Source organism: Methanobacterium aggregans, assembly GCF_017874455.1.
GTDB classification, from domain to species: domain Archaea; phylum Methanobacteriota; class Methanobacteria; order Methanobacteriales; family Methanobacteriaceae; genus Methanobacterium_C; species Methanobacterium_C aggregans.
Genome location: NZ_JAGGLN010000001.1, coordinates 1 through 26420, shown reverse-complemented (window position 1 = coordinate 26420; position 26420 = coordinate 1). Strand labels below are relative to the sequence as shown.

Genomic DNA, 26420 nt, shown 5'->3' with positions numbered 1-26420 from the left:
AAATTGAAAGTTAAAAATTAAAGGGTTGGTTAATTTAATTTTCAGCCCGCAGCCTTGTTCTGGAGAATAAAAACACCCCAATCACAAAGAGTATGGCTGTTAGAATCACACTCATACCAACCTGATATGATATAGCATCCCAACCACTGCCATAGGTTAAAACTGAGCGCAGTGCATTGAGTGTGTGTGTCCATGGGAGTACATCGTATATCTGGAATGTTTGGCCCATGAAATTTCCAATTGGAACCTGGGGCAGCTGGAAGAAAGCCCCCACCATGAAACTCATAGGTACCGTTATGAGGGTTCCAAGGTTTGATGCCTGCCTTTCGTTTTTTGCAAAAGCTGCGATTATCATTCCAAGTGCTATGGATGATATTCCACCAATTACACCAACTATCACTGCAAGTACTATTGAGTTGATGCTTCCCTGCCAGTGAAATCCTATGGCAATTGCCACTGCAAAGAGTATGATAACCTGGGCTGCTGCAACAAGGGTCCATGGAATTGAATTTCCAAATAGAAGGTCGAAGGATTTCATCTTGGACATTTTAAGTCTTTCTAGAGTTCCTGTGTTCACTTCCCTTGTCAGGCTTGCTGCAACACTGGTTGCAAGAAGCAGTATTGCAAATACTATCATTCCAGGTGCCAGGAAGTCAAAGCTTGTGAAGGTTTCTGTTCCAGGTATTCCTTCAACCTCGGTTTCAATGAACTGGTGGGGCTGGGCTCCTGGTGTTCCTTTGATACTGTTTTGAACCTCATTCACTGTATCATCCTGGTAACCCTGGAAGATACCTGTGAGAATTCCCTGGGATGTTCCAAAACCCATGTATCCTGTGTCACCCCTTATTATAACTGTGGAAGTTAGGTTGTCTGTGGACGCATTTCCTGTAGATTGGATTGTTGATTGAACTGCTGCTTGTGAGGATGTGCTGGACTGGATCGTGTTGGTTATGAGTGCAACACTTGCCCTGGAGAAGTCTTTAGGTATTATAACCTCTGCATCCACATCCCTCTGTTTCAGTAGCTTGTCAGCATTTTCTTGCGTTGTTTTTGTAATGTTGAACATGTGCACGTCACTGTTCTGGTACTTAACATCTTCCATTACATTGGTGAGGTTGTTTCCGAAGTTCATGGTTTGATTGGTGTAGGTTACTGTGGCTCCTTCATCGTAGTTAACAACTGCGATGTTGTGGGGAGTGTTACTCTGACCCATTCCTCCAAATGCAAATCCAAATACCAGCATGAAAAACATTGGGAAAAGCAGGATAAAAAAAAGGCCTCTTCTGTCCCTTAAAAGTTCTTTTATATCCTTTGATGCTATGCTTAAAAATTTCATTTTAGTTGCTCCTGCCTTTATTCCCTGAGTCCTGTGCCTGTAAGTTCTATGAAAACGTCTTCCAGTGTGTTCTGACGTACAGAAAGGTCTGCTATGCGTACCTCAGTACTTTCAACCTGTTCCATTATTCTTGGAAGTTTAGCAACAGCGTTCAATGCCCTTATGTTTATTTTGCCGTCCATTTCAAATGCTGCAATGATCTCGTCAAGGTTTTCAAGTTCATTTAGGAGTTCACAGTTCTTTTCAGGATCTGAGAGAACCATCTCAACCACATCTCCTTCCCCTATTTCCTTTTTGAGTTTTTCAGGAGTGTCCAGGCGCAGTAATTTTCCATGGTCTATTATTGCTATTCTATCTGAGAGACTGTCTGCTTCATCCATAAGGTGAGTTGTGAGTATGACTGTTTTACCCTCATCGTCACGCATTGATTTGATGTAATTCCACAGCACCCTTCGAGATTGTGGGTCTAATCCTTCAGAGGGCTCATCTAAAACAACCACTTCCGGTTCATGGATAACTGCCATTGCAAGGTTCAGCCTGCGCTTCATACCTCCAGATAAATTTGAAACCGTTGTGTTTGCCTTTTCTTCCAGGAAAAGGTCCTTCAGGAGTTTATTGATGCGCTGTTTAAGGGATTCCTTTGGAACCTCGTACATGTCACCCATGAGTTTAAGGCTTTCTCTGCAGGTTAGGTTCTCCCATAAAACCAGTTCCTGTGGGCAGATACCGATTGTTCCCCTCTCAATATTTTCTATTTTTTCTCCATTTATGAGAATTTCACCACTTGATGGCTTTAAAAGGCCAACCATCATTCTGATGGACGTTGTTTTACCTGCTCCGTTGGGTCCAAGAAATCCGAAGACTTCTCCCCTGCGGATTTTCAGGTTCAGATCGTTAACAGCCACAAAATCTCCATAGTTTTTACGGAGATCCTTGACTTCTATACTGTATTCCATGTCTTTACCATCCTGCTTAGATATTAATTATAGATATTAACTACGATTTTTAATCTTATGAATTCCAATCCTTTTATTCTTTTTTTATTCCCTATTTTAAGCAGATATCCCTTATTTTTTTATGTTTCGTTTTTTTTATTCAATTTTAGTAAATCTAAGATTTTGGGATTCAAAACCCATTTCAGTATATCCCTTTAATCTGGATTTATCATAAATTAATCATTTACAACATAACCTTGTGACATGATGTCATTTAATGACGTAGCGTCATTCAATATATAAATTTATCGATCAAAAATAGATTAATAGCTAAAATTAGGGTCAATGATGACTTGAAATATGCTAAATTCTAAAAAAAACTTATTAAAGAGTTAAACTATGAATCATATCATGCGGGCCACAAAATCCCAAATATCCTCTAAAAATTTTTCAGTAGTTATACCATTGATTTCAAGCATGTTTCTGATATCTGGGGGTATATTATCCATGCCATTCATGATGATCATCAAAAGAGCTATGAACTCTGTGGGATCCAAATCTGATCTGATGGTTCCCTCAGCCATGGCTAATTTTATGGAATCTCGAAGGATATTTAACATTTCTCCACGTAAATCAAGGATTTCATTTATACAGTCTACAGAAGAAAACCATGGTACTGGCAGATCTGAAACTATTTTTCCATTTTCCAAATCCTTTTTGAAATCATCATAATAAATTTCATCCTTTTTGAAATCATCTCCAGAACCTTTGAAACCTTCTACATTTTCTGCAGTTTTTCTGTCGTAGAGGTGGAACCTTCCAGATAGGAAGTAGTTGATTGCCTGAAGGTAGTTTGGATAATCATCAGCAAACTTTTGGTAAGCTTCTTTGAATCCCATAAGCTTTTCAGGTCCTGTTTTTCCTTTATCAACACCATTTTTAACCAGAAGATTGAATATAATTGATCCACGAAGCACAATGGCAAAAAAAATCTCTTCTTTATTTTCGAAGTACAGGTAGACAGTTGATCTGCCCAGATCCACTTCCTGGGCAATACTGTCAATGGAAACATCATCGTAGCCCCTGGAGAAAAATAATTTCCCTGCAGCGTTCAATATTTCATTTCTCCGCTTTTCTTTCTTTCTCTCCATTCGTTCTGCTTTTAACATCTTTATTCCCATTAAACATTTTTTTTATCTTCAAATGTTAGTGTTATAAAAAATCATGATTTTTGTATGAATATGATTTGATTCTTGTATGAATATGATTTCACATGATCCATTGAAATTCCATTGATTGAATTGAAATATGAATCAAAATTCCATGTGAAAACTGTTCATCAATCTTAATATAAATTAATATAAAATATAATCCCTTTATTTAATAAATAAATCGGTTAAAAATCCGAGATACATGCCAAAGATTGTATGAATAATGAGTTACATAAGGTATAACAATTGATGTGGGGTGTAAATGTGATAGATAAAATTGAGATCAACATGGTCAATGGAACTGTTCACAACTTTAAAAAAGGCGAATTTGGAGTTGAATCAATAGAAATAGATAATGTCAGAGGTTTTATTGAGATAAATTATGGTGAACATGAAATGGGAAGTAGAAGGGTTATTATCCCCATTCAAAACATTGAAAAGTGTGAATTCATAGAGAAATCTGGAAGTCATGGACAAGCTGATGTTGGAGGGTACGTTGGCTAAATACTGAGAAACCCATAAAAAAAAATCATCTCAGCACATCAACTCCCATAAAAAAATGGGTGAACAATTGTTGAATAGGTTTAATCCTTGAATCAGAAAGTTAAGGAATAGTTCATAATGATCAACTCATTGAGTTTGCCCCTTTTAGATCCATCACAATTTATATTCCTTTTTGCAGGTACAGAATCAATTTTATAGCTTCGATATAATCTATCAAAGAATTTATCCTTAGGATTTTCATTTTTAGGATCTGAGTTACTCATCATCAAATAAGCACCCCTATCATCCATTTTCTCGAAAAAATCAGCTAATTTGATCTGATCAACATCATCAAAACCATTTTTAGAGTACTCTGTGAAGTTCGAAGTGCTATTAAGTGGCCTGTAAGGTGGATCAAAGTAAACAAAGCTTCCTTCTTCTATGTAATCCCTGGATTTTGTGAAATCACCACAGAAAATCTCAGTGCCCTCCAGGGCACTGCTCGCCCCAATCAAATTTTCCTCGTTACATATTCTGGGATTTTTGTAACGTCCAAATGGAACATTGAATTCTCCTTTCTTGTTTTGACGAAAAAGACCATTGAAACATGTTTTATTAAGAAATATCATGTATGCAGCACGTTCAACCCATTCCCTGCTGTAGTTTTCATAATCAAAATCCTGCATCTGCAGGTTGTATGCAGTTCTTATCCTGTAATAATTTTCTTTCCGATGATCTTCTTCCATATTCAGGTGTTCTTCTTCCATTTTCATTAATCTATGTATTAAATTCTTACAATCATTTTTTACAACTTGATAAGAGATTATGAGTTCAGGGTTTATATCGAAGAGAAATGATTCCTCAACATGGTAGTTGCGTTTTAAAAAGAAAAACATTGCCCCCCCACCAACAAAAGGCTCAACATAACGCTTAATAGTTTTTTCCCCTTTTATGTGTAGGGGCATTCTTTTATCAAACTCTTGAAGAAGTTGTTTTTTCCCACCAACCCATTTAAGGAATGGTTTTGCATTTGAGGGTTTCATATTTGAGGGTTTCCGTAATTTTACATCTATTTAAAAACTTCAGGGCTAATCTGTAGTCAAATCAATTCAGATAATGGAATTTCAGAAGTCAGGTAAAATAAATGGTTTCCAGCCACTTACAAATCCTCTTCAAGAATTTCTTGTGGTGCACCGCCAAGTACAACCAGTGCCTCTGCTTCCATGAAGTGCAGGTTGCCAGGTATCATCAAACAATGAAGCGGACCACCAAAATCTTCATTTAAAAGTTTTTTAATCTTATCTGCACGTACAACTGGTTTATCTGCACCTGCACGGGCAATCACCACAGCAAGAGTGTCCCCTGAGATTAGATTTTCCTTTCGTTCAGATTCAACCTTCATAAGATACTCCAATCCCTGGTTTACAGTCATGTACCTGTCTTCATGGGCCCTTATGTCAAGAAGTACAAGTGTGTGAAGTTTAGAGCCCATATTTTCCTTTAATGCAAGGTATGGGGAGTGTGGGAAGTAATTGTCCTCTGGAAAGGGTATGGTTGTTACCTTCCCGAATTTGTATGCCTGTAAACCTGCAATTCCTGGTGCTGCTGAGAGTATTGATGATGAATGGATTACACGGGTTTCTATTCCCTTTTTTTTAGCTTCGATCATGAGATCTGAATGTGTTGTTGCTATCAATGGGTCACCAGCACTTACAAAGGCAACATCCTTGGTTTCAGCTTCTCTTAAGGGTATGTTCTCCTCTTCAACCTGTTCCCTTGTTAAAATGGTTATTTCAACTCCTAACATCTCTTCGAGGGAGGATATGTTTGTTCCAAAGAGTCTTGCAGTGTAAAATTCAGCGTAAATTGCATCCACGTTTTTAAGGGCTTCTGCACCCTTCAGGGAAACATCCCCTGCATCGTAAAGTCCCAGTCCAATAAAGTAAAGCATTAAATCACCTTTTTCATTCTTTTTAAAAAATCGATAAATTTTATAATGAACTCAATCAATCTAACTACATCTAAAATTTATATCCATCATTCAATATTAAATATTAGATTGTTTTAATAATATCCCTTCAAGATTCTGAAGTCCAGTTTGAAAGGAGTTAAGGGCAGTTTAAAAAATAATTAGAATAATAAATGAATTAAAAAATTTTCTAAAAAAAATAATTCTAAAAACTTTTAAAAATGTTTATAATCTGAGGAATTACATGATCGGCCTGAAAGTTCCCAAAAAAAATGCAGATAACATCCGCAGAACGCTCCTGAAAGAGTCAGTTGTAGATCTTGACTGGAAAATAAAGCGTTCTGGAGAATTCGTTTTCATACCCATTGTGGAAATCCCAAAATCACAGTTAATGGATTTAATTGGAGAAGAGGTATGCTGCAATTTAGAGGTTGTTGAAACAGAGTTTGAATCACAGCGAAGGGATCCTAAAAGTTTCACAGATTACCTTAAGGGAAAGATTGACCCTGAAAAAATGGATGAAATCAAAAAATCATTTGATATCATTGGAGAAGTTGTGATACTGGAGATACCAGAGGATCTTGAGGATGAAAAATATTTAATAGGAGATGCTGCACTTAAATTCACAGGTAGAAATGCAGTTTTCCGTAAAAAAAGTGAAATCAAAGGGATCATCAGAACCAGGGAGCTGGAGCATATTGCAGGGGATGGATCCTCAGAAACTGTTCACACTGAATTTGGATGTAAATTCATGCTGGACATGCGTAAGGTCTACTTCAGCCCCAGATTAGCCACAGAACGCAGAAGAATAGGAGACCAGGTTGAAGATGGTGAAACCATAATCGACATGTTTGCAGGGGTTGCTCCATTCTCCATTGCCATTGCAAAGCGGCGCAACGTAACCATCTACGCAATTGACATCAATGAAGAGGCTTACTACTACATGATGAGGAACACTGAAATCAACAAACTCAAGGGTGAAGTGAAACCATTTTTAGGGGATGTTGAGAAGGTTTTAGGCTATCTCAACGTTGAAGCAGACAGGATCATAATGAACCTTCCAGGCACAGCATGGCAATTTCTACCGCAGGCTGTTAAGGCCCTTAAATCTGGAGGAACACTCCATTACTACGAGTTCGCCTCTGATTATGAAACTCCAATTGAGAGGATAGTAGAAACAGCATATCCACGTAAGGTTGAGATTCTGGGTAAGAGGAAGGTTAAATCCAAGAGTCCGGGGGTCTGGCACATGGGGATCGATGCCAGAATTTTTTAGCTTCCATAATAACAAACTTTTTTTAAAGGTAAATTAATTGAAATGGATGGATTATTGGATAGATTGAAATCTCCCCATAAAATGCTTTTTAATAAAATATTTTTTTTTACAAATTTTTATAATGGCCTCACAATCCCATCCTCAGTTATGATCCCTGTTATGAGGTCTGATGGTACAACATCAAAGGCAGGGTTCTCAACAGCTGTTCCCTCAGGTGCCAGTCTACATTTTCCAACGTATAACACTTCTGATGCATCTCTTTCCTCTATTTCAATGTCGTAGATACTGTTTTCATAGTCAAATGTGCTCTTGGGCGCTGCAACATAGAAGGGTACGTTGAATCGTTTCGCTGCCAGTGCAACCATGAGGGATCCTATTTTATTGGCAACTCCCCCCTTTGCAACTCTGTCTGCACCTATAACCACCTTGTCAACCTTTCCAGTCTGCATCATGTGGCCTGCTGCACCATCAACTATCAACCTTACAGGTATCTTTTCCTGCTGCATTTCAAAGACACTGAGCCTTGCACCCTGGAGTACTGGCCTGGTTTCATCACATATCACCTTGATATTTTTGCCAGCATCCCTTGCTCCCCTCACAACTCCCAGGGCTGTGCCGTAGTCAACACATGCAAGTGCCCCTGCATTGCAGTGGGTTAGTATGGTGTCACCGTCATCTATCACTTCAGATCCATACTTTCCAATGGCCCTGTGGGTCTCCATGTCTTCCTCGTACATTTTCTGGGCCTCATCCAGTGCTGAAACTCCACTTTTCACTGCATCCATCACCCTGTCAACTGCCCAGAAAAGGTTCACAGCTGTGGGTCTTGCATTCTTCACATCTTCTGCAGCTTTTTCCATATTTTCACCTGCATTTTCTGCAAGTGCCATTGCAAATGCTGCTGAAACACCAATTGCTGGTGCTCCACGAACTTTCATGGTTTTTATTGCATCTATAACTTCATTGTAGGTTCCACATTCCAGGTAGGTGATTTCGTGGGGCAGTTTTGTCTGGTCTAAAAGCGTTAGTTTTCCATTCTTCCAGTACATGGTCTTCATTTTTATCACTTGATACTCGTTGATATTTCAGTAATCTGATGTTATTTATCTCATTAATCAAATCGTTATCAATTCGATTTTATGTTCCTTAAAAAATAAATCATTTTAAACTATGTAAAAATAATGAAACTTAGAATATAATCATTAAAATCTTTTTTAAAGCTATTTCCATATTTAGAGTTATTTAAACTATGATCAACACATGAAAATATGAAAAAGAGATATTTATGAGGTTTTAAGGGTATTTTCCCATCAGTAGTGGCTTGCTGGCGTCATGTCCAGGTGTTTATCCTCTTTTCCAGGAACACCATATGCATCAGCCCTGCACTGTGTGCATGCCCTGAACACAGGCAGTATCTCTTCAACAGCATCTCGAACTTCGCTGAGCTCTGCACAGCCAGGTCTTGGTGTGTCTTTGAATTTGTGGAGAGGTATGAGCGGTATTACATTCATGAGCGATGCTCCCTGTTCTTTAACCTTGTGGGCTATGTCTATGATGTGTTTATCATTCAATCCAGGTATTAAAACTGCGTTGACCTTAACAACCACTCCTCTTTCAGCCAGCTTTTTTATACCTTCAAGCTGGTTTTTGGAGAGTATTTCAAAGGCTTCTTTACCCTCGTAGAGTTTTCCATTGTAAAATACATTGGAATAAATTTTACTCCCAATTTCAGGGTCTATTGCATTGACTGTAACTGTGACTGAGTTTATATGTATGTCAGCAATTTCATCGGCTTTATCTGGCAGGAGGAGGCCGTTTGTGCTCATGCATTTTATGAGTTCAGGGAATTCCTTGTCCATGCGTTTGAAGAATTCAAAGGTTGCCTCATTGAATAGGGCATCTCCAGGTCCTGCAACACCCACAACTGCTATTGGCATTTCAGATGTTACTTTTCTAACGTGTTCAACTGCCTCATCAACTGTCATAACCCGTGATGCAACTCCGGGACGTTGTTCACATTTATTTATTTCCCTTGTACAAAATCCACATTGAATATTACATTTAGGAGCTATTGGGACGTGTATTCTTCCTACTTTGTCATGCATCTTTTCGTTGAAGCACGGATGCACCTTGGTTATATGGGCAAACTTTGATTCGTTCATTTTTAGTTCCTCCAAATGGGAATAAGGAATTAAATTAAAAGTTTCAGTCCAATTTATTCAGAATTATAATTTATCAATTCTTCATAACAATTGTTTATTTTATAAGTGTTTAACTTACTATTTAACTTATTTATACTTATTCAATGAATATTTTCTGCAAATAAACATGACTTTTTTTATAAAATATTTATAAAATGTTTGCATTTTTAAGACAGATTTTTAAGACATTTACATATCCTATAATCTCTTATTTTTAGATTTAAAACCCGTATAAATGATGGGAAAATTATGGATTTAAAACTATTCCTTCATCTCCTCTATCATTTCATCTGTCTTATCAAGCCATTCTTTTTTAATTAAACTATCAGAACATGTCATTGCAAGGATATCTCCATCATTTTTATGTTCTATAACCCTGAAGCCCTCAGGAATTATTCGAAACATTGCATCATATACCTTCTTTTTCATATCCTCTTGAGGATCACGAACAATCATTTCCTTAAAATCAGATTTAGGATCATCTATTATGACCTCAAACCTGCTGGGCTGATGTACCTTGTTTCTTCCCTCAATTTCCCATAGTTTTTTAAGGAGATCAGGTAGGTAGGTTTCATCCCTGATCCTTATGAAGAGTTCATTGGCTTTACTATCAAGTTCGTGGTCTGCAAAGTCTTCAAGAAGAATGGGGTTTGCTGCCTTTTCAAATCTCACAACTATTATAAAAACTGGTTCCCTTGGATCAACGTAGATGTTTAAATCCTTCACAGCACGGGAAACCTGTACTTCCTGGAGTATGTGTCTTGCGATCATCTCGTAGACTTCTGCCCCATTTTCATCGTAGCATTCAACCTTCATTTTTATGGCCTCATTTCTTGGTTAAACCAGATACCAGAAGTGCTGCACCTACAGCCCCAATGTACTGGGAGTATTCCGGGACGATAACATCTATCCCTCCAAGTATGGTGCTCACAGCATCAACAAGCCCGCCTATGAGTGAAGTTCCCCCCACCTGGATGAGCGGTTCCCTGACATCTATCTCCTGGAGCTGCTGTTCATAGACCTGCTCTGCAACTGAGAAACATGCTGCTGATGCAACATCCTCTTTACGGCCTCCTGCTGCAAGTGAAGTTACAAGGTCCTGTATACCGAAAACTATACAGTAACTGTTGAGCTGAGCTTTCATATGGTTTCCCTTGAGTGCAAGGGGTCCAAGCTCGGTTATGTCAACACCCAATCTTCTGGCTGTCATTTCAAGGAATCTTCCAGATGCACCTGCACATATTCCCCCCATTGTGAAGTTGTCAGGTATGCCGTCGTTGACTGTTATGACCTTGTTGTCCATACCCCCTATGTCCAGTACAGTGGCTTCTCCCCTCTGATGACCTGCAAGGAACACAGCACCCTTTGCATTGACACTGAGCTCTTCCTGAATGAGTGCTGCATTCATGTGGTGTCCTATGGTTAATCTTCCATAACCTGTTACTCCAACCCCATCAACATCCTCCAGTTTGTACCCTGTACCTTCAAAGGCCTGATCCATTCCAGTGTTGGCTGTTTCAATAACATCCCCTGTTGGGAGCCAGCCTGTTCCTATTATCTTGTTGTTCTCCATGAGCACAACTTTGGTTGTGGTTGAACCTGAATCTATACCTATGGTAAGACCTTCCTGTTTTTCACGTGCAAGCAAACTCTTTCTTGCAACTATGGTTGAAAGGGCTTCCATTCTTATGAAGAGTTCGTCTGCCTTGGTTCTCTCTGTGAATGAGTAGGTTACAACTGGTAGATGTGTGTTCTGCTGTATGAAACGTCTGAGCTCATTTCTTACAAGGGCTCCCTCTGCACATCTGAAGCAGGTTGCTATGAAAACTGCATCTGCATCTGTTTTTCCCTCTACTATGGACATTGCCCTTGCTATCATCAGTCTTATTCCTGAGCTTGCAGCGTTGAATCCAAATTTTTCATAGGCCTCATCTATGTAGTCAAGATCAGCCTCTGGAATGATTATCTCGGATCCGAAAGTTGCAGCTGCCTTTTCTATTTCTTTTTGAACACCACTGTAGTCTGTTCCACAGGATATCTGAGCTATCTTAACCATTTTCTTCCTCCAGCCCGTCTAAAAATGTGTTTATCTTGTTAACAACTTCTATTGTTTCTTCCCTTGATTTTGGATATTTGAGTTCCAGGGTTGGTATTCCCCGTTTTCTGAGGCAGAACATTGATAGTTCGTTGGTTCTTGCACATCCTATGCATCCAAATCCAAAGGGTGCATCTTCCATTATTATGGCTGCCTCTGCTTCATCTATCAACGGCCCGAATATTGCCATTCTTCCCCTGACACCAGAGGGCACTTCTATGGCTGCGTATTTAAGACCCTTTATAGGTTCTTCCTCTGTTATGTTCAGGGGTGGTGAATCTATTTCAACATCCGTTACCTTTTTCCTTATTTCCTTCTGCAGTACTAGGGCTTCATGTCCCTTTCTCTCAACGAGGTCTGCTAATATAAGTGAGTTAGGTGGAAATACTGCTATTTTCAATAGAACTCCCCCTTGGACATTTCTGGTTTTATCTCTCCAGGTCTTCTGGTTATATGCATTATATCACTGTAAATTCCTTTTGTTATATCAACAACACCTATTACACAGATAACTTCTCCTTCTTCCTTTAAAGGAACAACCAGTACAGGCATGCCTGTGTAAGGGCCTGTTTTAGGTGTTTCTCGGGATTTTTTTCCATCCACCAAAACTTTTTCAAGTATGGGGCCTGTGTAGTTGTCATCAATAACTTCACCATCTTCTATACGAACACCTGGAACATTTTTTGTTCGCATGGTTACTGGAAGCCCGCTTGCGATCTCATGGATTGCCAGTGCTAGGGGTGTTATTTCCCCTGCAGTTGATGATGCTGTTATTTTCATTTTTCACACTCCCTACAAACTTTTTTGAATAGTTCAACAGGTACCTTCTTGGGTTTTTCTATACAAACCTTTTCAGGATTTTTAAGGGCCTCACTTACAAAGTCGAGGAGTTCAAATTCCTTTTCAAGCTGATGGTATCCTTCCCTTGCAGCACCCCTTTTAGCCCTGCATCTTCTAGGGTCTCCTGGTGGAAATCCCCTGTCTTTGGTGAATATGTTGCAGTAGTCTAGTTTTCTTATCTTTTCAACTGCCTGCTTAACGTACTTTTCTTCACCGTTAACAATGGCCCCGTAGCAGGTTGATTTTATGGTCAGGGGAAGTTCCATCATGTGTAGTTTTCCAACAAGTTCTGTTTGGCTTATGCTTGCAGATGGCCCCAGTATAATCATTCTTGTAACCTTGGAACTTTCAGGGTTCTTTGAATCTTCAGGAACAACTTCAAATTTAGGATTGACTTCAGAGTTTTTTTGTTGTGACATAAACAGTCTCTCCATCCTTAACTTTTTCAAGATTTTCCATTCCCTTTAAAATATTCCCCACAATATTTGTTCCTCCAAAGGGTTCTCCTGTAGGTCCAAATTCATCGTTGTCCTCAAATCGAACCCCCAAGATTCCAATGTGGCGTCTTGACATATTGGTCAGACCTATCTGTCCTGCCTTAACACAGTCCCTTGGAACGTTTTCAGGTATGAGTCCCTTGGATTGTTTGCTGTCTCCCTCGAACATCATCACCTTCATTCCAGGGAAGGCAAAGTGAACCTTAAGGGATCCCACTGGTGAATCCAGAAGGCCTGTGATCTTCTTGAAGTACCATGAGGATCTTGGGGCTTTCTCATCAAATTCCATTTGTATTATGTTCTCTTTTGGAACTGCGAAGGTTTTAACTTTCTTCTGACCCATTATGTCCATGGTGAACAGGGGATCCTGACCCACAATTAGGGCATCATCATCAGTAAGTCCTTCACGCACCTGTTCCACCCCATTTGATGCTAAAAATTCTTCTGCATCACCCTGAGTCATGGAGAGTGTCATTATTCTATCAACATCTGTTTTTAAGGCAATGTAATCTCCATAATTCACCATGTCAATTAACTGCATTCCCCTTTGAACCTTGCCAACAACTGTGTGGGCCGGGGTTGAAACCCTGTCCTCCCTGTAAACATAGATACGTCCCACACCAGCACCCCTGTTTCTGAGGGTTACTGTTCCCCTTCTTCTCTGATCCACATATTCAGGATTTCTTTCAAGACCCTGTAAACCATAGAATCCCACGAATGAATCAGATTCATAATCCACAGTGAGTTTTTCCTTCTCTAAGACTGCAAAAAGGTGTTCTACTGATTCTGGAGATTTTTCTGTTGGTTTTATGAGTACGTAGGTGAATACTTCGTTTCCATCTGATAGGGGTGTGTTCAGGTCTGTGATGGTTGCACTCTTCACTGTGCTCTCCCTTTCAAGCACGGGTTTAACTTCCATAACCCTGTCATCATCTGTGAGTTCCATTATGGTTTTTTTACCACCAACAACCCTTGCAAAAACTCCTTTATTCTCTTCAGGAGCTCCATAAACTGCATCATGCTTTGTTTTGCTGAATATTATGTGGGTGGAATCTGCAGTGAATCCTGAAAGGCTTAAAATAACATCCCATCTATTGTACCTGTATTCTTCCCTGCTGGGTTTGAGATCCGTTTTTACAGGGCCAAGTGAAACCTCGTTTGATGTTGTCCATCTTATCCTGAGGTTTCCAAATTCTTTGTAATACTTTTTCCATGAGTTTACAAGGCTTTTGGAACCTTCAGGTAGGAGTTCGATTATTATGCTTCCCCTACTTGTTTTGATGCTGTACTTATTCACGTGTCTTTCAATTTCTTCCTTGCCCTTTATGACTCCAAGCACACAGCCTTCAATGTAGGGTGCGCCTGAAGAGTCTATTGCATCCTTTACTGTTGACCCCTCAGGAAGTTCTAAATCTTCCCCATTGACCTTTACAAGCATATAATCGCCTCACAATACAGTTATTTTATCATCTAATTCACCATTATATCTTTTAAGACCTTTTTTCCTTGATCCCCATTATCCTGTCCTTAGTGAAATCAAAAACCATCTCTTCTTGATCATCGTAAGTTAAATGAAGCTTTTTATCTTCAATAATCTCACCTGCAACATTTGAAGTGATGTTCACAGCTTCAAGCATTTCAATGGCTTCATCAACATTTTCTTCCCGGGCTGTTAGTACAAAGCCGGATCCAGGGTAAAGTTTGAGCCATTCATCCCAGGGCACTGTCTCATTTCTTGGGATGCTTTCAAGTTCAACCCTTGCACCTGCACCTGATGCTTCAAGGAGCATTCCAAGGGTTCCAATAGCTCCAGGATTACTTATATCTCTTCCTGCAGTTACAAGGTGCTTTTTAGCAATATCGTTCATAACCTTTATCTGTGCCTGTACTAGCTCCGGTGTTTTGAAGGTGGTCGTGTCCCAGTTCAGTGGGAACTTTGGGTGTTTTTTACCGTCCAGATCTATTGCAAATATGACCTTGTCACCTACTTCTGCTCCGCAGCTTGTTATTGGATCATCACGACCCACTATGCCCGTTATTGAAACATCAAGGGCATTGTATGGTGTGTCAGGATGGAAGTGTCCCCCAACCATGGGTACTCCAAATTTTTCAACACCGGCATTTATTCCTTCCATTATTTCCTTGCATATGTTTTTGTTGTTCATTGAAAGAACGTTTGTCATTCCCATTGGTATTCCGCCCATTGCTGCAATATCGTTGACATTGACAAGCACTGAACAGTAGCCAGTCCACCATGGGTCTGCTTCCATGAGTTTTCCCCACATTCCATCTGCGGCCATTAAAAGCAGGGTGTTGTTCCCAATATCTATTGCAGATGCATCATCCCCAAAACCCAGAACTGTTCTTCCAGCTATGTTGTAGGTTTTATTAAGAGGTCCTGTAACATCCTTTATTAGATTCTTACGTGTGATACCTTCAAAATTTCTTATAGAATCAACGAGAGATTTTAAATCCAAATTCCATGCCCCCGATTTTATTGAATTAAACAATAATTTTTGATTTAATCATGATGAAATCAATCAACATCTTTTTTTATATAAACAGTGGTTTTTATTTGAGTATTGGTTCTTATCAGCTACTTAACTTTTTATTTTTATTTTATGTTAAACTTGCATGTGAATGATTATTTAAAAAATTTTTTTGACAAATTTTATCTAAATTAATTTATCCTAAGTACATATTAAAGAATTTTATCATTTAAATTTCTTTAAATTTGTATCTTAAATTCTATTTTAAAAATAGTAAGTTGGATCATATTTTTAGGATTGATATATCTTGTCCAAAATTTTGTGAAAATATTCAGACATACTTGTGAAAAATATTCAGACATACCTGAACTCATAATATTTTGTAGGAGGTTGTTGTACTGCGTATTATCTGTATTATTTCCCCCTTAAAATTTTCTATATCCATTATTTCTATGGTTTTTTGGCCATTGAAAAGTTTAGAAAAGATTTTTTTGCCAATAATATCATCCCAACCACTTTCAACTTCAACAACCATGGAACCCCGGGTCTTGAATCCCTCCTCAACAACCCTGTCCAGATCCCCATCTGTGATGCCTATGATTGGAACGTTGAATCTGTAGAGTATATCTGCAGCAACGAGTGTTGTATCATCACCAACAGTTACAACAATATCAGAATCCTTCAAACTGTAGACATCCTCTGCAGCATGATCAAGGTAGGTAACCTTAAGCTTAGGGTTGCTTTTATCCGATTTTAATACGCGAGGTTGTACTCTGGATCGTCGGAGGAGTCCTGTTTTGACTATGGCGTTTTCAAGGTCAACTTTGCCGAGCTTTTCAACACCGTGTTTTTTAAGCTGCCCACCAATTATACTGATTAAAACACCGTTTTCAGCAACTAGGGTGATGTCAGATGATTTTGACCTGCCCACAACAATTCCATTGAGGAATATGTTCTCATCTGGAGAAACACCTGCAACCTTCCTCTGGACTTCAGTGTTTTCTTCATGAGTTTTTAGGGTGCATTTAGTTTTATCCTTCATCTCCCTCTTTATTGATTCCGGCGTTACAGTTTTAAGGCGTAATGCATCGGCTATTTCCACTGCAAGATCTGAAAGCTCAGGATCCCATGGCACAACACTCCCATCAGATTCCCCAGGTCTTTCTATCTGTATCAATGGAATATTAGAAGTGTATTTAGAACCATAATTTGTTTTAGCCCTTTTTGAAACCTTGTATCCAAATGCATGGCCTGTTACACTGGATTTTCCATAGTTCAGGAGGAATATGATATCAACGTCTTCATCAAGGAACTTGTTGATTGACTGGCTTGGCAGAAGTTTTTGGGTGATGTCTATCTTTTTCTCAAGTTTGGCATCAATAACAGCAGTTCTACCCATAGTACCACCTAATCTGGCCCTTACTTCCCCATAACTCCCTAAAATATCCATTATTTTTTCTGCGTATCCTGAATCCAGCATTTGAGGTCCGTGAACTACTACTCCAATCTTCATCAAGATACCACTTAGGATCCTGGGGTTTTTATAATTATCTACAAAGGTTTGAAAAATAGCATCAAAAAAAAATACTCATAAAATGATCCCATAAGAAAGATTTAGATTACTTCAACTTTTATTTTAAAAACTACTGTTAATACCACTATTGTTAATACCAAATCAATTCAAAAAAAGACAGTTTTAAATGGATAATATCAACTTTGATCAGAGCTATAGAATTTAATGCAAATGAATAACTCAGATACAATGCAAAAGTTTAAGTTTAATGCAAAAATTTATTAGTGAGTTTTTAAACGTGTTTTAAAGTTGGTTCAGATCAAACCCTCATCATGACTTTTTAACCCTTTTTCGGATGATTCTGGAGCCACATATTTCACATTCATCCATACCATACTCTGGAGGGTATTTCTTTTTACATCCCTTGCATATCTTTACCCATCCAATCACATCCTTTATTCCACGGGTTAAAACACTTCTATAAGGAATTTCAATGATTTTAAGAATATTCTGCATTGAGTAATCATCCGTTACAAGTGTAGGCTCGTATCCCTGATCTTTAAGGGTAATTGCCAGTGCCACAATATTTTTATCAACTTCAGAAAGCCTTAAAATATCTCCTGATTCATTTAAAACTGTTTCCAAGCTTTTAAGAGCATCATGATCTGGATCTTTGATTTCAATGCATCCATCTTCAATAGCAGATTGAAGCAATATTTTTGACTTTAAATCTTTAATTTCAGATATAACATCAGGGGTTGTGAAATTAGCCGATTTTTTTGAGTAAAATCCACCTATGATAGCCGAAGCATCCAGAACAAATATCTTATTTTTCATATAATCTCTATTATCTCCCTTTAGGTATTTATATTAACTGTATCCTAATAGAAAATAGTTAAAATAGAAAAAAAGTGTTTTAATCAGTTTTTTTGTTCTTTGAATTGGTTTAAATGCTTGGTTTAAATTCAAAGGCCTTGGGTTCAAAAGGTTTTTATGTTATGAAAACCATAAATTAGCGTTGAGGGAGGGCAAAATTAGACTCCTCTTAATTTTTTCGCAAAGAAAATTAACCGCCTCCGATTTGGACCTAATGCCCTCCCCATCATTGATAATATTAAAAACAGTTTTTTTGAACTTTTTATATTTTTGTATTAGTTTTAAGATTTGAGATTTAAAAAAGGAATTAATAACAAACATATCGATGTTTACAGTATAACAGGGTTAATTCTTTTCCCAGTAATATTCCCTGAAATCATAAATCCTCCTTCTAAAAACTTATTTTAAACTTATTTAACCCATGATCATGAATTTTTATAGGTTTCCCTTATGATCTGTGCCAAGAGAAAAAAATTAATTAATTACATAACTCATGGAACATAAGATCAATTCAAAAAATGTTTATAAGAATTTTTTTGAAAAAAAGCATTTTAAACCTGGTGAAAGGATGAAAAGCGAAAGTATGGAAACTCACAAGAAAAAAGCACCAAAATCTGTTAAAGCTGCAGTTTTAACACTCAGCGATTCTAAGTACAGAGATCTGCAGAATTATGAAGACACAGATCTGTCTGGAAGACTCATAGTAGATTCAATCAAAAAGAAGAATCAGCTTGTTGGTTATGAGGTGATACCAGATGATGCAGAACTTCTTGTATCCTCAGTTGAAGGAATGATTCAAGATGATCATGCTGAAGTAATAATAACAACAGGTGGAACTGGTATAGGTCCTCGGGATATAACTATTGAAACTTTAAAACCCCTTTTTGAAAAGGAACTCCCAGGCTTCGGGGAAATATTCAGGTATGAATCCTATAAAGAGCTTGGAACCGGTGCAATTATGAGCCGAGCTACTGCAGGGATTTATAAAAACACCGTGATCGTTTCAATGCCAGGCTCTCCAAATGCAGTTAAAACCGGCTTAAAGATAATTGTACCGGAACTTGGACATCTTGTCAAACATTTAAGGGAATAATTACATTTAATATAGATTTACTCTTTTTTAAGTTAAGGAAATTGTTTGATCCCTTAAAAATTAATTTTTAAACCATTGACACTACGATTTTTTTTGTGAATTTACTCACAAAAATTTCACTCAAAGGTTTTATAGCAGTTTAAAATTATCACATAATGCAGAAACATATTATTTTTTAAAATATAGTCCTTAAAAAGCTTTATATATTTAAATAACAAATTTGAAGTTATAACTAATTATGAGGTGAGATCTGTGCGAAAAATATCAATTATTTTAATGGTTGCAGTTTTAAGTGCAGCTTTAATGGTACCTATTTTTGCAGATGAGATAACACAAGCTTTAAACGCCACAACCAACTCCACAAATATTTCAACTAACAACAGTTCTGTTTCAGATAACAGTACCCTGAACAACACCAGCAACACCACACTATCATCACAACAACTTCAGACCCTAACAGACACTCAGAGTAAATTAACATCACTGATAGCCAAAATAGAAAGTTTGAAAGCAACTTACGGAAGTAATGCAAAGGCAAAAGGTCTTTTAAATGCGTTAGATCAGTTTGAAAGACAAGCTAAGAGTTTGAACAGTGAAATAGAGGCATTTAAACAGAATTCAACAGTCACAGGCTGTGATGGGCAGATCACGAGCTTTGTAAAAAGGGAAGCAGCACTTGAACACAAGGTATCAATTAAAGAAGGATTGCTTCTTAAAATGACTACAAAAACAACAACTAAAACTGTTAAAAACTCAAAACAAAAGCAAACCAATAATAAAAAGCAGAAGAATAATAAAGGACAGAATAATTAATTCATTTCCTTTATTTTCATTTATTGAAATCTTCTATGGATAGAAGAGGCTCTAATTTTATTCCCTTATTTTCAAAGTTCTGCAAAGCACCTTCACTGCGGTCAACCACCACAAAAGCCCGTTTTATAACGCCTTTGTTATTTTCGATAGCATCAATTGCTTTTAAAAGGGATTTGCCTGTTGTGGTCACATCCTCAACAACGACGATTGAATCTCCCTCTTCCAAGTCACCTTCAATCAATTTAGAAGTACCATATCCCTTTTTTTCCTTTCTTATCATTAGTAAAGGCATTTTTGCATTTAATGAAACCGCTGTAGCAATGGGTACAGCTCCAAGGGCAGGACCTGCTACTTTATCCACACCAAACCCCTCAATTTTTTCAGATATTATTTCAGCAACTTTAGAGAGTATCTCAGGGTTTGTAACTGCTCTTTTCATGTCCACGTAGTAATCACTCTCTTTACCTGATGAAAGAGTGAATTTTCCAAATTTTATGACTTCATTTTCCTTTAAAAGAGTTATTAATTCCTGTTTTTTGTCTTTCATTGTTCTCACTCACTGAATTTTATCTGATAGTTTCTGAGGATTGTTTTAATTTGATCCGAAAGCCTCATAAATTGGTGGTATCCTTGTGTATGGATTTACCTCTTCCCTTGCATGGCTTACAGATTCCATTTTCAATATCGTAGCAGTTACCACATACTATTGCCCCGCAAAGGGAACATGTGTACATCTTACCTGCCCTTCCACATATGCTGCAGATGCCTGTTACCTCCACAAGAAACACCATCTCAATTCATCAAATTTAACTGCATCAAATTAGATTATATCAAATTCACTCTCTTCAGAGCCATTTTTAAGGAGTATTTTGTCCCCTATCTGTTTTATCATGTCGTATGGGACTATTGTCTCACCCTTGGAAATTCCAATACTTTCAGATATTCCTCCTTTTCCAAGTATGAATGCTTCAATTGTCCTGTTTTCTATGTTAACTTCAACATCCTTTACCTTTCCAATTATGACTGCAGAACTATCCAGAACTTCCTTTCCAATGATCTCTTCAATTATTCTCATGATATCACCTCTAAACTGAAGTTGCAGTTAAAATATGAACTATGGAGTTATTGCTGCAACTCTCTAATATATATCTTTTAAATGATCTTATGGGTACTTATAGTTTCTAAACTTTCCGATTGAAGGATGTGGGAAATATTGGGCATGGGAATCTTATATTATTATATCCAAATCAACTTCATCTGTTACCAGATCAAGAGGCAGATCAACAATGATTTTTTTTGGGCCATGATAATTCAAATTTTGAATAAAAAGTTTTAAATATGATTTAGAACAGTTTGAAGACCCTGTTTATTAATTGAAAATAATAATAAGATGTATAATAAAAAATGAACGATAAAAATCAGGTGGTTTCTTCTTCATCACCCTTATTCCAGTTCAATATACCATAAACTACACATAGTACAGTTGCAAGTATGCAAAGAATGTAACCACTCCATATCCACGGATCAGCAATCCCTAAAACCATATTTTCACCTCCAAGCAGCTATTTTTCTCCCTTCATATTGTATCCATAATTTGGTTAAATCTTTATTTTAATCTATATTATAATGCATGGTATTTGATTTTTACCTAAAAATCCATTTAAAACTACTAAAATTAAATATCATAATATACATAGCTATTTTAATAAATTAGGTTTTGAACCTTCATTCTAGGGGAATGGTGTAAACCTAGATCCATGGAACAATTTTTTTTGTGGTTCATGTAAAAATTTTACGCATCTGAAATGAAATTTCCGTAAATACATTTGGGGGAAAATGAAATTGATAACCAATTTCAGGCAGGTCTTTGAAAAGATTAAATCATATCCAAAAAAACAGATCTCTGTGGCCGTGGCCCAGGATCCAACTGTTCTTGAAGCTGTTATAAAAGCTCAAAAATTAGATATGGCAGATTATATTTTAGTCGGAAATAAAAGGCAGATAATTGAAATAGCAGAAGATAATGGATTTGATATTCAAAAGGACAAAATATTTAATGAACCAAACAATCTTAAGGCCATTAAAAAATCAGTTGAACTTGTAAGCAGTAACAGAGCAGATATCCTAATGAAGGGGATGGTCCACACCGATGACTTTTTGAGGGGAGTTCTGGACAGAGAAGTGGGCCTGCGAACCGGGAAGATCATGAGCCATGTCAACGTTCTTGAAAGCAGCTCACTGGATCGTCTTCTCTTTGTAACAGATGGGGCCATGAACATAAACCCTGATCTTGACACGAAGGCCAGTATAATATTGAATGCCATTTACCTTGCCAATATATTTGAAATTGAAGAACCTAAAGTGGCTGTTACAACTGCTGTTGAGCTTGCAAACCCTAAAATGCCCTCAACCATAGATGCTTCAGTCCTTGCAAAGATGAGCCAGCGAGGTCAGTTCAGCGGTAAAATCATAGACGGTCCCTTCGCATTGGACAACGCCATAAGTCCCAGTGCTGCAAAACATAAGGGCATCACAGGCCCCGTGGCAGGTAAGGCAGATATAATTGTTGTGCCCTCCATTGAGGCAGGTAACATGCTTGGGAAGGCCCATGTTTACCTCACAGGTGACAGTCTTGCAGGAGTTGTTGTTGGGGCAAGTGCACCAGTTGTGATGACCTCCAGAGCAGACACAGCTGAATCAAAGCTGAACTCCATTGCAACAGCTGTTCTCATGGCAAACATGGAACGGACACTGAGCATCAAGTTCGGGAAGGTTCACTATTAACTCGTCAAAATTTTTGCCTTTTTGTGTGGGATACAAAACTCAACAAAAAAAAAGGGACAGTGAATTTAAGATAAAATTCAGGGGTTAGTTCATTCCTAAACAGTTCTTTTTATTAGTTATTGGTTGTATTTTATTGAGATCTTTGCATGCCCTACTTCCAGTAATAAAATATTATGGTATTCAGAAAACTATATTACATTAAATTTACAATTCTAAAAATTGAAGTTTAAAAGCTTAAAAAATTGGATTTAAGTACTGAATCCGTCCAATCTGTATATACCCAACAAAAATTAGATAAAACATCCCTCTAGGCAAAAAGTGAACGAAAGTGTTTGAAAAAAAGTTTTTTTATAATATATAAAAATGTCACTTACACTGATTGACATGAAACTTACACTGATTGACATAAAACTTACACTGATTGACATAAAACTTTAAAGCAGTTTTGGAACTTCAAAATGAGGTTTGAGGCATTTGAATGCATGAGTACAATAAAATAAAAGAATTGAACCCTTTTATAATTATCTTATCATTTTCTTTGATCTTTTTATCAATTTTACCTCTTTACGTAGGTTTAAACCATTCATCATCCTACCTCTTTTCCAGTTTAGGAATAGTTCTAATCAATTTGCTCACAGTTTCAGTCCTGATTTACACAACGTACTGGGCATTTAATAATAGAAGGGAAAGCTGGATCCCCTGGCTTTTTATTCTTTTAGGCCAATTGATCTATGCCACTGCAGAAATGGCCTATCTAATTTTGGCGATTTATCCAAACATGCCCCTCCTGTATATTACAGATGATCTATTCATGATCAACTATCCCTTCTTCATTGCAGGGTTTTTCATGTTCATAAAAAGGCCCTTCAAATTAAAAACTAAAAATTTAATTGATATAATTATTTTAATGCTTGCAGCTTTCTTTTTAATCTGGTTCCTCTTGATAGAACCTTCACTTCAAAGTCACAGTCTCTCAGCATCCATTGAGAGGATACTGTACTTATTCATGGATATTTTAATTCTCTTTTCCATATTAACCCTCCTTATTAACAGAAGCCAGAAAATCTCTGAATTAACAATTGTTCTATTCTTTGGAACTGTTGTTTCACAGATAGTAGGGGATGTCCTGTTCTCCTACAATGTAGTGGATCCAAACAGTGTTTACACATGGGTTAGCTGCGTTTTATACATGATAACCTCTTCCTTCACATTCTTGGCAGGAATATCATTCATTAAAAATGTGAATTTTGATTCAAAACCAATTCAATCCCTCAATAAATTTCTTGAAACAAGCAACTGGGTATCTTACATTCCATTCATAACTGTTCTCGTAACCTACAGCATATTGTTACTATTAAAAACTCCCAGCCAAGTTTTAATTATGTGTGTTGGAATATTAGTTGCTCTTGTGGTCATCAGAGAACTTATATCCCTGGATGAACTCAAAAAAACCCAGAAAGATTTGGAAAAAAGCAAGGAATTGATTGAGGAAAGTGAGGCCCAGCTCCGTTTCATATCCTCCAACATGATGGATCTCGTAACAGAGTCCAACAATGAATTTGAATACAAGTTCGTTAGCAACTCTTCCCAACCATTCCTTGGTTACACTGCCCAGGACATGCTGGGAAATGATTTCTTTGATTACATCCATCCAGATGATGTGGATAAAGTTAAAGAGACTGTTGAAAGGGCAATTGAAAACAGGTCAAGTGCCAGGGTGGAGTGCAGGTACAAAAAAGCGGATGGGGAAAATGTTTGGGTTGAAACCATTAAAAAGCCTATCTTCAATGAGAATGAGTTCAAAGGTTTCATATGCAGCAGCCGTGACATCAGCCCACAAAAGGAAAACGAACGGATCATAAATGATTCCCTGCATGAAAAGGAGGTACTTCTAAGGGAAATACATCACAGGGTTAAAAATAACCTTCAAATCATATCAAGCCTTCTTAACCTTCAAAGCCATTACATAGAAGATGAGGAAACTTTGGATGTTTTAATGGAAAGTAAAAACCGGATCAAAACCATGGCAATTGTGCATGAAGAACTGTACAGATCCCCCAACCTTACCAACATAAACTTCAAGGAGTACCTGGAAAGACTTCTTTCAAATTTATTCTACTCTTATGGAATAAATGGGGAGATAATTGAACCCAAATTTGATCTTGAAGAATCAAATATCAGTATTGACACAGCAATACCCTGCGGTCTCATCATCAACGAGCTTGTTACAAACAGCCTGAAATATGCATTTCCAAAGGGTAGAAAAGGTAAAATTGAGGTCAGCTTAAAATCCAATGGTGGAGCATACATTTTAAAAATTGCAGATAACGGTACAGGTTTACCTGAAGGTATTGAACCTGAAAACGCGGAAACACTGGGTCTGCAGCTTGTCAACAGTTTAGTAAGGCAGATTGAGGGCAGTATGGAACTCATAAGAAACAATGGAACAGAATTTAAAATCAGTTTCAGTGAAATGGAGTACGAAAAAAGGGTTTAAATGGATGGGGATTGAATGGAAACTGTGTTTTTGAACCTGATTTCACCTCTAAATCCATCTGACCACTATAAATCCAATACGTTTTTAAGCTCCTTCAGGTTTTTGGTGATAAAAGGCTCTGCCTTGGGATCTGAAAGTATCTTCAACTGCTTTTTATGGGTTTTTTTATATACATTATTCATTAGTTCCTGGAGTTCTGGAACTTGCATCTCAATGACTTTAGCCACCTTTGCAATATCCTCTTCGGATAATTTGTTTTTATATGAATCTATCTGGTTTTTGAAGGATTTTACAACGTTCGCATTTCTGGACACAAATCCCCTCAAGATGAGGGAAGGAACCTTATCAAAAACATGTATCACATCAATAACATCCTGTTCTGTTATTTTCACTTCTTTGGATTCCATTTTTTTGCATCTCCACTGTTTCATGTTAAAAGGGGAAATAATATATAATCTAAAATATTTGTAATCTAAAATATTTGTTGTATATTTTTATTCAGTATCCACCCACTAAAATTTAAGTTCAAAACATAGCTATTTATGTTTTAAGATCAGAACATAAATCTTCTGCAGAAAATTAATAAATAAATTAAAATTAATAAATAATTCAAGTTTTTATTTGGAGTAATTAAGATGAAACAGTTATCAACCAAAGACCTGGGACTAATTCTTTTAGTGGCGATCGTCTGTATCACGGCAACAATACTTTCCCAGAGCAAATTTCTTTTAAACAGCACATTAATACTGATCTTTCTACTTTTAGGTTATAGCTTAACAGCAATACTTTACCCCCATGAGGGTTGTAGGAACATCTTAAAAAAGCCTGTGCTGATTTTAGAACTCAGTGCAGTGTTTACGCTGATCATCGCCATTGTCCTGAAGTACTTCCTACTGGAAGTCGATCTAAGATTTTTAGTCGCAGGCATGTCAGTTTTTGCCCTGATTTTTTCATTAGGAGCCATTATAAGCAGAATTAAGTACATCAAAGGCCACGATGAAGGGGTCTACTACGTGAACGATGAAGCCGTTACAAAGAATGCAAGTAAAGGGCACAATTTTAAGTCAGGCTTAAAGAAAGGTCTGGTTGTTATGTTAATACTCTTGGCTGCAGTGGCAGCTTTCATTGTGTATGAGTATGAACAGCCAGGGGAAACAAATGTTATGAGGGGAAACCACACCATCCTTTTGTTGTGTGATGATCCAACAGAGGACCAGGGCACTCAGGGTATAGGGTCTGTTGACATGGCATTTGCAATTAACCTTGTTGACGGCAACGTTAAAAATACAACAGCAATATATCCTGGAGGGCTGAGACATCCAACAGCAGCTGAACCATCATCATTGGGTTCAGGTAAGTTACTGCTTCACGATTCTTTGTACGGTGTAAGCACTGAGGAAGGTGCCCAACAGGCACAGGAAATAGTTGAGTACAACAAGGGAATAAAAACAGATGCAGTTGTGATGATAACACCTGATGCAGTTAACGCACTTGTAAGTGCTGCAGGTCCAA

At 37.5% G+C, this 26420-nt stretch carries 28 protein-coding genes; 7 read left to right on the top strand and 21 right to left on the bottom strand.

All coding sequences use genetic code 11. The features are described from left to right. Positions 1-34 precede the first annotated feature (34 nt). The 3 genes from J2756_RS00135 to J2756_RS00125 form a co-directional block, all read right to left on the bottom strand. Positions 35-1336 carry an ABC transporter permease gene (locus tag J2756_RS00135; protein ID WP_209580885.1) on the bottom strand — a complete coding sequence of 434 codons (1302 nt, stop codon included), beginning with the start codon at positions 1334-1336 and terminating at the stop codon, positions 35-37. A 17-nt stretch (positions 1337-1353) separates the two neighbouring features. Further along, the gene (locus J2756_RS00130; protein ID WP_209580883.1) at positions 1354-2292 is read right to left on the bottom strand and encodes an ABC transporter ATP-binding protein; all 939 of its coding nucleotides are present in this window, start codon (positions 2290-2292) and stop codon (positions 1354-1356) included. A gap of 383 nt (positions 2293-2675) precedes the next feature. Then, positions 2676-3440: a TetR/AcrR family transcriptional regulator gene (locus J2756_RS00125; RefSeq protein ID WP_209580881.1), complete on the bottom strand. Its 765-nt coding sequence runs from the start codon at positions 3438-3440 to the stop codon at positions 2676-2678. Positions 3441-3746: 306 nt separating this feature from the next. On the opposite strand from J2756_RS00125, the gene J2756_RS00120 reads away from it, so the two are divergent. Beyond that, positions 3747-3986 (top strand): hypothetical protein, encoded by a 240-nt coding sequence (locus J2756_RS00120; RefSeq protein WP_209580878.1) that lies wholly within the window; start codon positions 3747-3749, stop codon positions 3984-3986. Positions 3987-4078: 92 nt separating this feature from the next. Here J2756_RS00120 and J2756_RS00115 read toward each other — a convergent pair whose 3' ends face one another. Together J2756_RS00115 and dph5 are read right to left on the bottom strand one after the other, a co-directional pair. Next, positions 4079-5008, bottom strand: a complete 930-nt coding sequence (locus tag J2756_RS00115) for a DNA adenine methylase (RefSeq protein ID WP_209580875.1) — start codon at positions 5006-5008, stop codon at positions 4079-4081. A 116-nt stretch (positions 5009-5124) separates the two neighbouring features. Further along, on the bottom strand, positions 5125-5916 hold the full coding sequence (dph5, locus tag J2756_RS00110) for a diphthine synthase (protein WP_209580872.1): 792 nt from the start codon (positions 5914-5916) through the stop codon (positions 5125-5127). A 262-nt stretch (positions 5917-6178) separates the two neighbouring features. On the opposite strand from dph5, the gene J2756_RS00105 reads away from it, so the two are divergent. After that, positions 6179-7210 (top strand): class I SAM-dependent methyltransferase, encoded by a 1032-nt coding sequence (locus J2756_RS00105; RefSeq protein WP_209580869.1) that lies wholly within the window; start codon positions 6179-6181, stop codon positions 7208-7210. 116 nt (positions 7211-7326) lie between these two features. On the opposite strand, the gene mtnA is transcribed toward J2756_RS00105, so the two are convergent. The 11 genes from mtnA to J2756_RS00050 form a co-directional block, all read right to left on the bottom strand. Beyond that, on the bottom strand, positions 7327-8268 hold the full coding sequence (mtnA, locus tag J2756_RS00100) for an S-methyl-5-thioribose-1-phosphate isomerase (RefSeq protein ID WP_209580856.1): 942 nt from the start codon (positions 8266-8268) through the stop codon (positions 7327-7329). A gap of 252 nt (positions 8269-8520) precedes the next feature. Continuing rightward, positions 8521-9372: a radical SAM protein gene (locus J2756_RS00095; RefSeq protein WP_209580853.1), complete on the bottom strand. Its 852-nt coding sequence runs from the start codon at positions 9370-9372 to the stop codon at positions 8521-8523. Between the two features lie 300 nt (positions 9373-9672). Continuing rightward, positions 9673-10227, bottom strand: a complete 555-nt coding sequence (locus tag J2756_RS00090) for a methanogenesis marker 17 protein (RefSeq protein ID WP_209580839.1) — start codon at positions 10225-10227, stop codon at positions 9673-9675. A 10-nt stretch (positions 10228-10237) separates the two neighbouring features. Then, on the bottom strand, positions 10238-11467 hold the full coding sequence (locus J2756_RS00085; RefSeq protein WP_209580836.1) for a methanogenesis marker 15 protein: 1230 nt from the start codon (positions 11465-11467) through the stop codon (positions 10238-10240). Further along, a complete protein-coding gene (locus tag J2756_RS00080; RefSeq protein ID WP_209580832.1) occupies positions 11460-11906 on the bottom strand; it encodes a methanogenesis marker 5 protein in 447 nt (148 codons plus the stop codon). Before J2756_RS00080 ends, J2756_RS00085 begins: the two co-directional genes overlap by 8 nt. Continuing rightward, positions 11903-12286, bottom strand: a complete 384-nt coding sequence (locus J2756_RS00075; protein ID WP_209580827.1) for a DUF2111 domain-containing protein — start codon at positions 12284-12286, stop codon at positions 11903-11905. The genes J2756_RS00080 and J2756_RS00075 overlap by 4 nt, the downstream gene beginning before the upstream one ends. After that, positions 12283-12675: a methanogenesis marker 6 protein gene (locus J2756_RS00070; protein ID WP_209582244.1), complete on the bottom strand. Its 393-nt coding sequence runs from the start codon at positions 12673-12675 to the stop codon at positions 12283-12285. Before J2756_RS00070 ends, J2756_RS00075 begins: the two co-directional genes overlap by 4 nt. A gap of 67 nt (positions 12676-12742) precedes the next feature. Beyond that, positions 12743-14281 (bottom strand): methyl-coenzyme M reductase-associated protein Mmp3, encoded by a 1539-nt coding sequence (gene mmp3, locus J2756_RS00065; RefSeq protein WP_209580824.1) that lies wholly within the window; start codon positions 14279-14281, stop codon positions 12743-12745. 52 nt (positions 14282-14333) lie between these two features. Further along, positions 14334-15320: a methanogenesis marker 2 protein gene (locus J2756_RS00060; protein ID WP_209580821.1), complete on the bottom strand. Its 987-nt coding sequence runs from the start codon at positions 15318-15320 to the stop codon at positions 14334-14336. 382 nt (positions 15321-15702) lie between these two features. Further along, complete coding sequence (locus J2756_RS00055) at positions 15703-16845, bottom strand: DUF2117 domain-containing protein (RefSeq protein ID WP_209580818.1); 1143 nt, start codon at positions 16843-16845, stop codon at positions 15703-15705. Between the two features lie 330 nt (positions 16846-17175). Further along, positions 17176-17682, bottom strand: a complete 507-nt coding sequence (locus J2756_RS00050; protein WP_209580815.1) for a ribonuclease VapC — start codon at positions 17680-17682, stop codon at positions 17176-17178. Between the two features lie 607 nt (positions 17683-18289). On the opposite strand from J2756_RS00050, the gene J2756_RS00045 reads away from it, so the two are divergent. After that, positions 18290-18814 (top strand): MogA/MoaB family molybdenum cofactor biosynthesis protein, encoded by a 525-nt coding sequence (locus tag J2756_RS00045; RefSeq protein WP_209580812.1) that lies wholly within the window; start codon positions 18290-18292, stop codon positions 18812-18814. A gap of 252 nt (positions 18815-19066) precedes the next feature. Beyond that, a complete protein-coding gene (locus J2756_RS00040) occupies positions 19067-19627 on the top strand; it encodes a hypothetical protein (RefSeq protein WP_209580809.1) in 561 nt (186 codons plus the stop codon). A gap of 16 nt (positions 19628-19643) precedes the next feature. Here J2756_RS00040 and pyrE read toward each other — a convergent pair whose 3' ends face one another. The 4 genes from pyrE to J2756_RS11590 all read right to left on the bottom strand — a co-directional run bounded on the left by pyrE (position 19644) and on the right by J2756_RS11590 (position 21171). Further along, a complete protein-coding gene (gene pyrE / locus J2756_RS00035) occupies positions 19644-20174 on the bottom strand; it encodes an orotate phosphoribosyltransferase (RefSeq protein WP_209580807.1) in 531 nt (176 codons plus the stop codon). Between the two features lie 64 nt (positions 20175-20238). Next, a complete protein-coding gene (locus J2756_RS00030) occupies positions 20239-20418 on the bottom strand; it encodes an orotate phosphoribosyltransferase (RefSeq protein ID WP_245315837.1) in 180 nt (59 codons plus the stop codon). 29 nt (positions 20419-20447) lie between these two features. Next, entirely contained in the window at positions 20448-20702 is a 255-nt protein-coding gene (locus J2756_RS00025) for a PRC-barrel domain-containing protein (protein WP_209580804.1), read from the bottom strand. Between the two features lie 343 nt (positions 20703-21045). Next, positions 21046-21171 carry a symporter small accessory protein gene (locus J2756_RS11590; RefSeq protein ID WP_281063366.1) on the bottom strand — a complete coding sequence of 42 codons (126 nt, stop codon included), beginning with the start codon at positions 21169-21171 and terminating at the stop codon, positions 21046-21048. Between the two features lie 298 nt (positions 21172-21469). On the opposite strand from J2756_RS11590, the gene J2756_RS00020 reads away from it, so the two are divergent. Beyond that, positions 21470-22411, top strand: a complete 942-nt coding sequence (locus tag J2756_RS00020; RefSeq protein WP_245315836.1) for a phosphate butyryltransferase — start codon at positions 21470-21472, stop codon at positions 22409-22411. 778 nt (positions 22412-23189) lie between these two features. Further along, positions 23190-24908, top strand: coding sequence for a sensor histidine kinase (locus J2756_RS00015; RefSeq protein WP_209580800.1), 1719 nt, complete (start codon positions 23190-23192; stop codon positions 24906-24908). Between the two features lie 65 nt (positions 24909-24973). Here J2756_RS00015 and J2756_RS00010 read toward each other — a convergent pair whose 3' ends face one another. After that, positions 24974-25315 (bottom strand): hypothetical protein, encoded by a 342-nt coding sequence (locus J2756_RS00010; protein ID WP_209580797.1) that lies wholly within the window; start codon positions 25313-25315, stop codon positions 24974-24976. Between the two features lie 228 nt (positions 25316-25543). On the opposite strand from J2756_RS00010, the gene J2756_RS00005 reads away from it, so the two are divergent. After that, the coding region (locus tag J2756_RS00005) for a DUF4012 domain-containing protein (RefSeq protein WP_209580794.1) at positions 25544-26420 on the top strand (877 nt) is incomplete at its 3' end.

Coding starts and splice junctions, on each gene's coding strand:
- J2756_RS00135 (WP_209580885.1), bottom strand. CDS start 1,336: ATGAAATTTTTAAGCATAGCATCAAAGGATATAAAAGAACTTTTAAGG.
- J2756_RS00130 (WP_209580883.1), bottom strand. CDS start 2,292: ATGGAATACAGTATAGAAGTCAAGGATCTCCGTAAAAACTATGGAGAT.
- J2756_RS00125 (WP_209580881.1), bottom strand. CDS start 3,440: ATGTTAAAAGCAGAACGAATGGAGAGAAAGAAAGAAAAGCGGAGAAAT.
- J2756_RS00115 (WP_209580875.1), bottom strand. CDS start 5,008: ATGAAACCCTCAAATGCAAAACCATTCCTTAAATGGGTTGGTGGGAAA.
- dph5 (WP_209580872.1), bottom strand. CDS start 5,916: ATGCTTTACTTTATTGGACTGGGACTTTACGATGCAGGGGATGTTTCC.
- J2756_RS00105 (WP_209580869.1), top strand. CDS start 6,179: ATGATCGGCCTGAAAGTTCCCAAAAAAAATGCAGATAACATCCGCAGA.
- mtnA (WP_209580856.1), bottom strand. CDS start 8,268: ATGAAGACCATGTACTGGAAGAATGGAAAACTAACGCTTTTAGACCAG.
- J2756_RS00095 (WP_209580853.1), bottom strand. CDS start 9,372: ATGAACGAATCAAAGTTTGCCCATATAACCAAGGTGCATCCGTGCTTC.
- J2756_RS00090 (WP_209580839.1), bottom strand. CDS start 10,227: ATGAAGGTTGAATGCTACGATGAAAATGGGGCAGAAGTCTACGAGATG.
- J2756_RS00085 (WP_209580836.1), bottom strand. CDS start 11,467: ATGGTTAAGATAGCTCAGATATCCTGTGGAACAGACTACAGTGGTGTT.
- J2756_RS00075 (WP_209580827.1), bottom strand. CDS start 12,286: ATGAAAATAACAGCATCATCAACTGCAGGGGAAATAACACCCCTAGCA.
- J2756_RS00070 (WP_209582244.1), bottom strand. CDS start 12,675: ATGATTATACTGGGGCCATCTGCAAGCATAAGCCAAACAGAACTTGTT.
- mmp3 (WP_209580824.1), bottom strand. CDS start 14,281: ATGCTTGTAAAGGTCAATGGGGAAGATTTAGAACTTCCTGAGGGGTCA.
- J2756_RS00055 (WP_209580818.1), bottom strand. CDS start 16,845: ATGAAGATTGGAGTAGTAGTTCACGGACCTCAAATGCTGGATTCAGGA.
- J2756_RS00050 (WP_209580815.1), bottom strand. CDS start 17,682: ATGAAAAATAAGATATTTGTTCTGGATGCTTCGGCTATCATAGGTGGA.
- J2756_RS00045 (WP_209580812.1), top strand. CDS start 18,290: ATGAAAAGCGAAAGTATGGAAACTCACAAGAAAAAAGCACCAAAATCT.
- pyrE (WP_209580807.1), bottom strand. CDS start 20,174: ATGAAAGACAAAAAACAGGAATTAATAACTCTTTTAAAGGAAAATGAA.
- J2756_RS00030 (WP_245315837.1), bottom strand. CDS start 20,418: ATGGTGTTTCTTGTGGAGGTAACAGGCATCTGCAGCATATGTGGAAGG.
- J2756_RS00025 (WP_209580804.1), bottom strand. CDS start 20,702: ATGAGAATAATTGAAGAGATCATTGGAAAGGAAGTTCTGGATAGTTCT.
- J2756_RS11590 (WP_281063366.1), bottom strand. CDS start 21,171: ATGGTTTTAGGGATTGCTGATCCGTGGATATGGAGTGGTTACATTCTT.
- J2756_RS00015 (WP_209580800.1), top strand. CDS start 23,190: ATGCCCCTCCTGTATATTACAGATGATCTATTCATGATCAACTATCCC.
- J2756_RS00010 (WP_209580797.1), bottom strand. CDS start 25,315: ATGGAATCCAAAGAAGTGAAAATAACAGAACAGGATGTTATTGATGTG.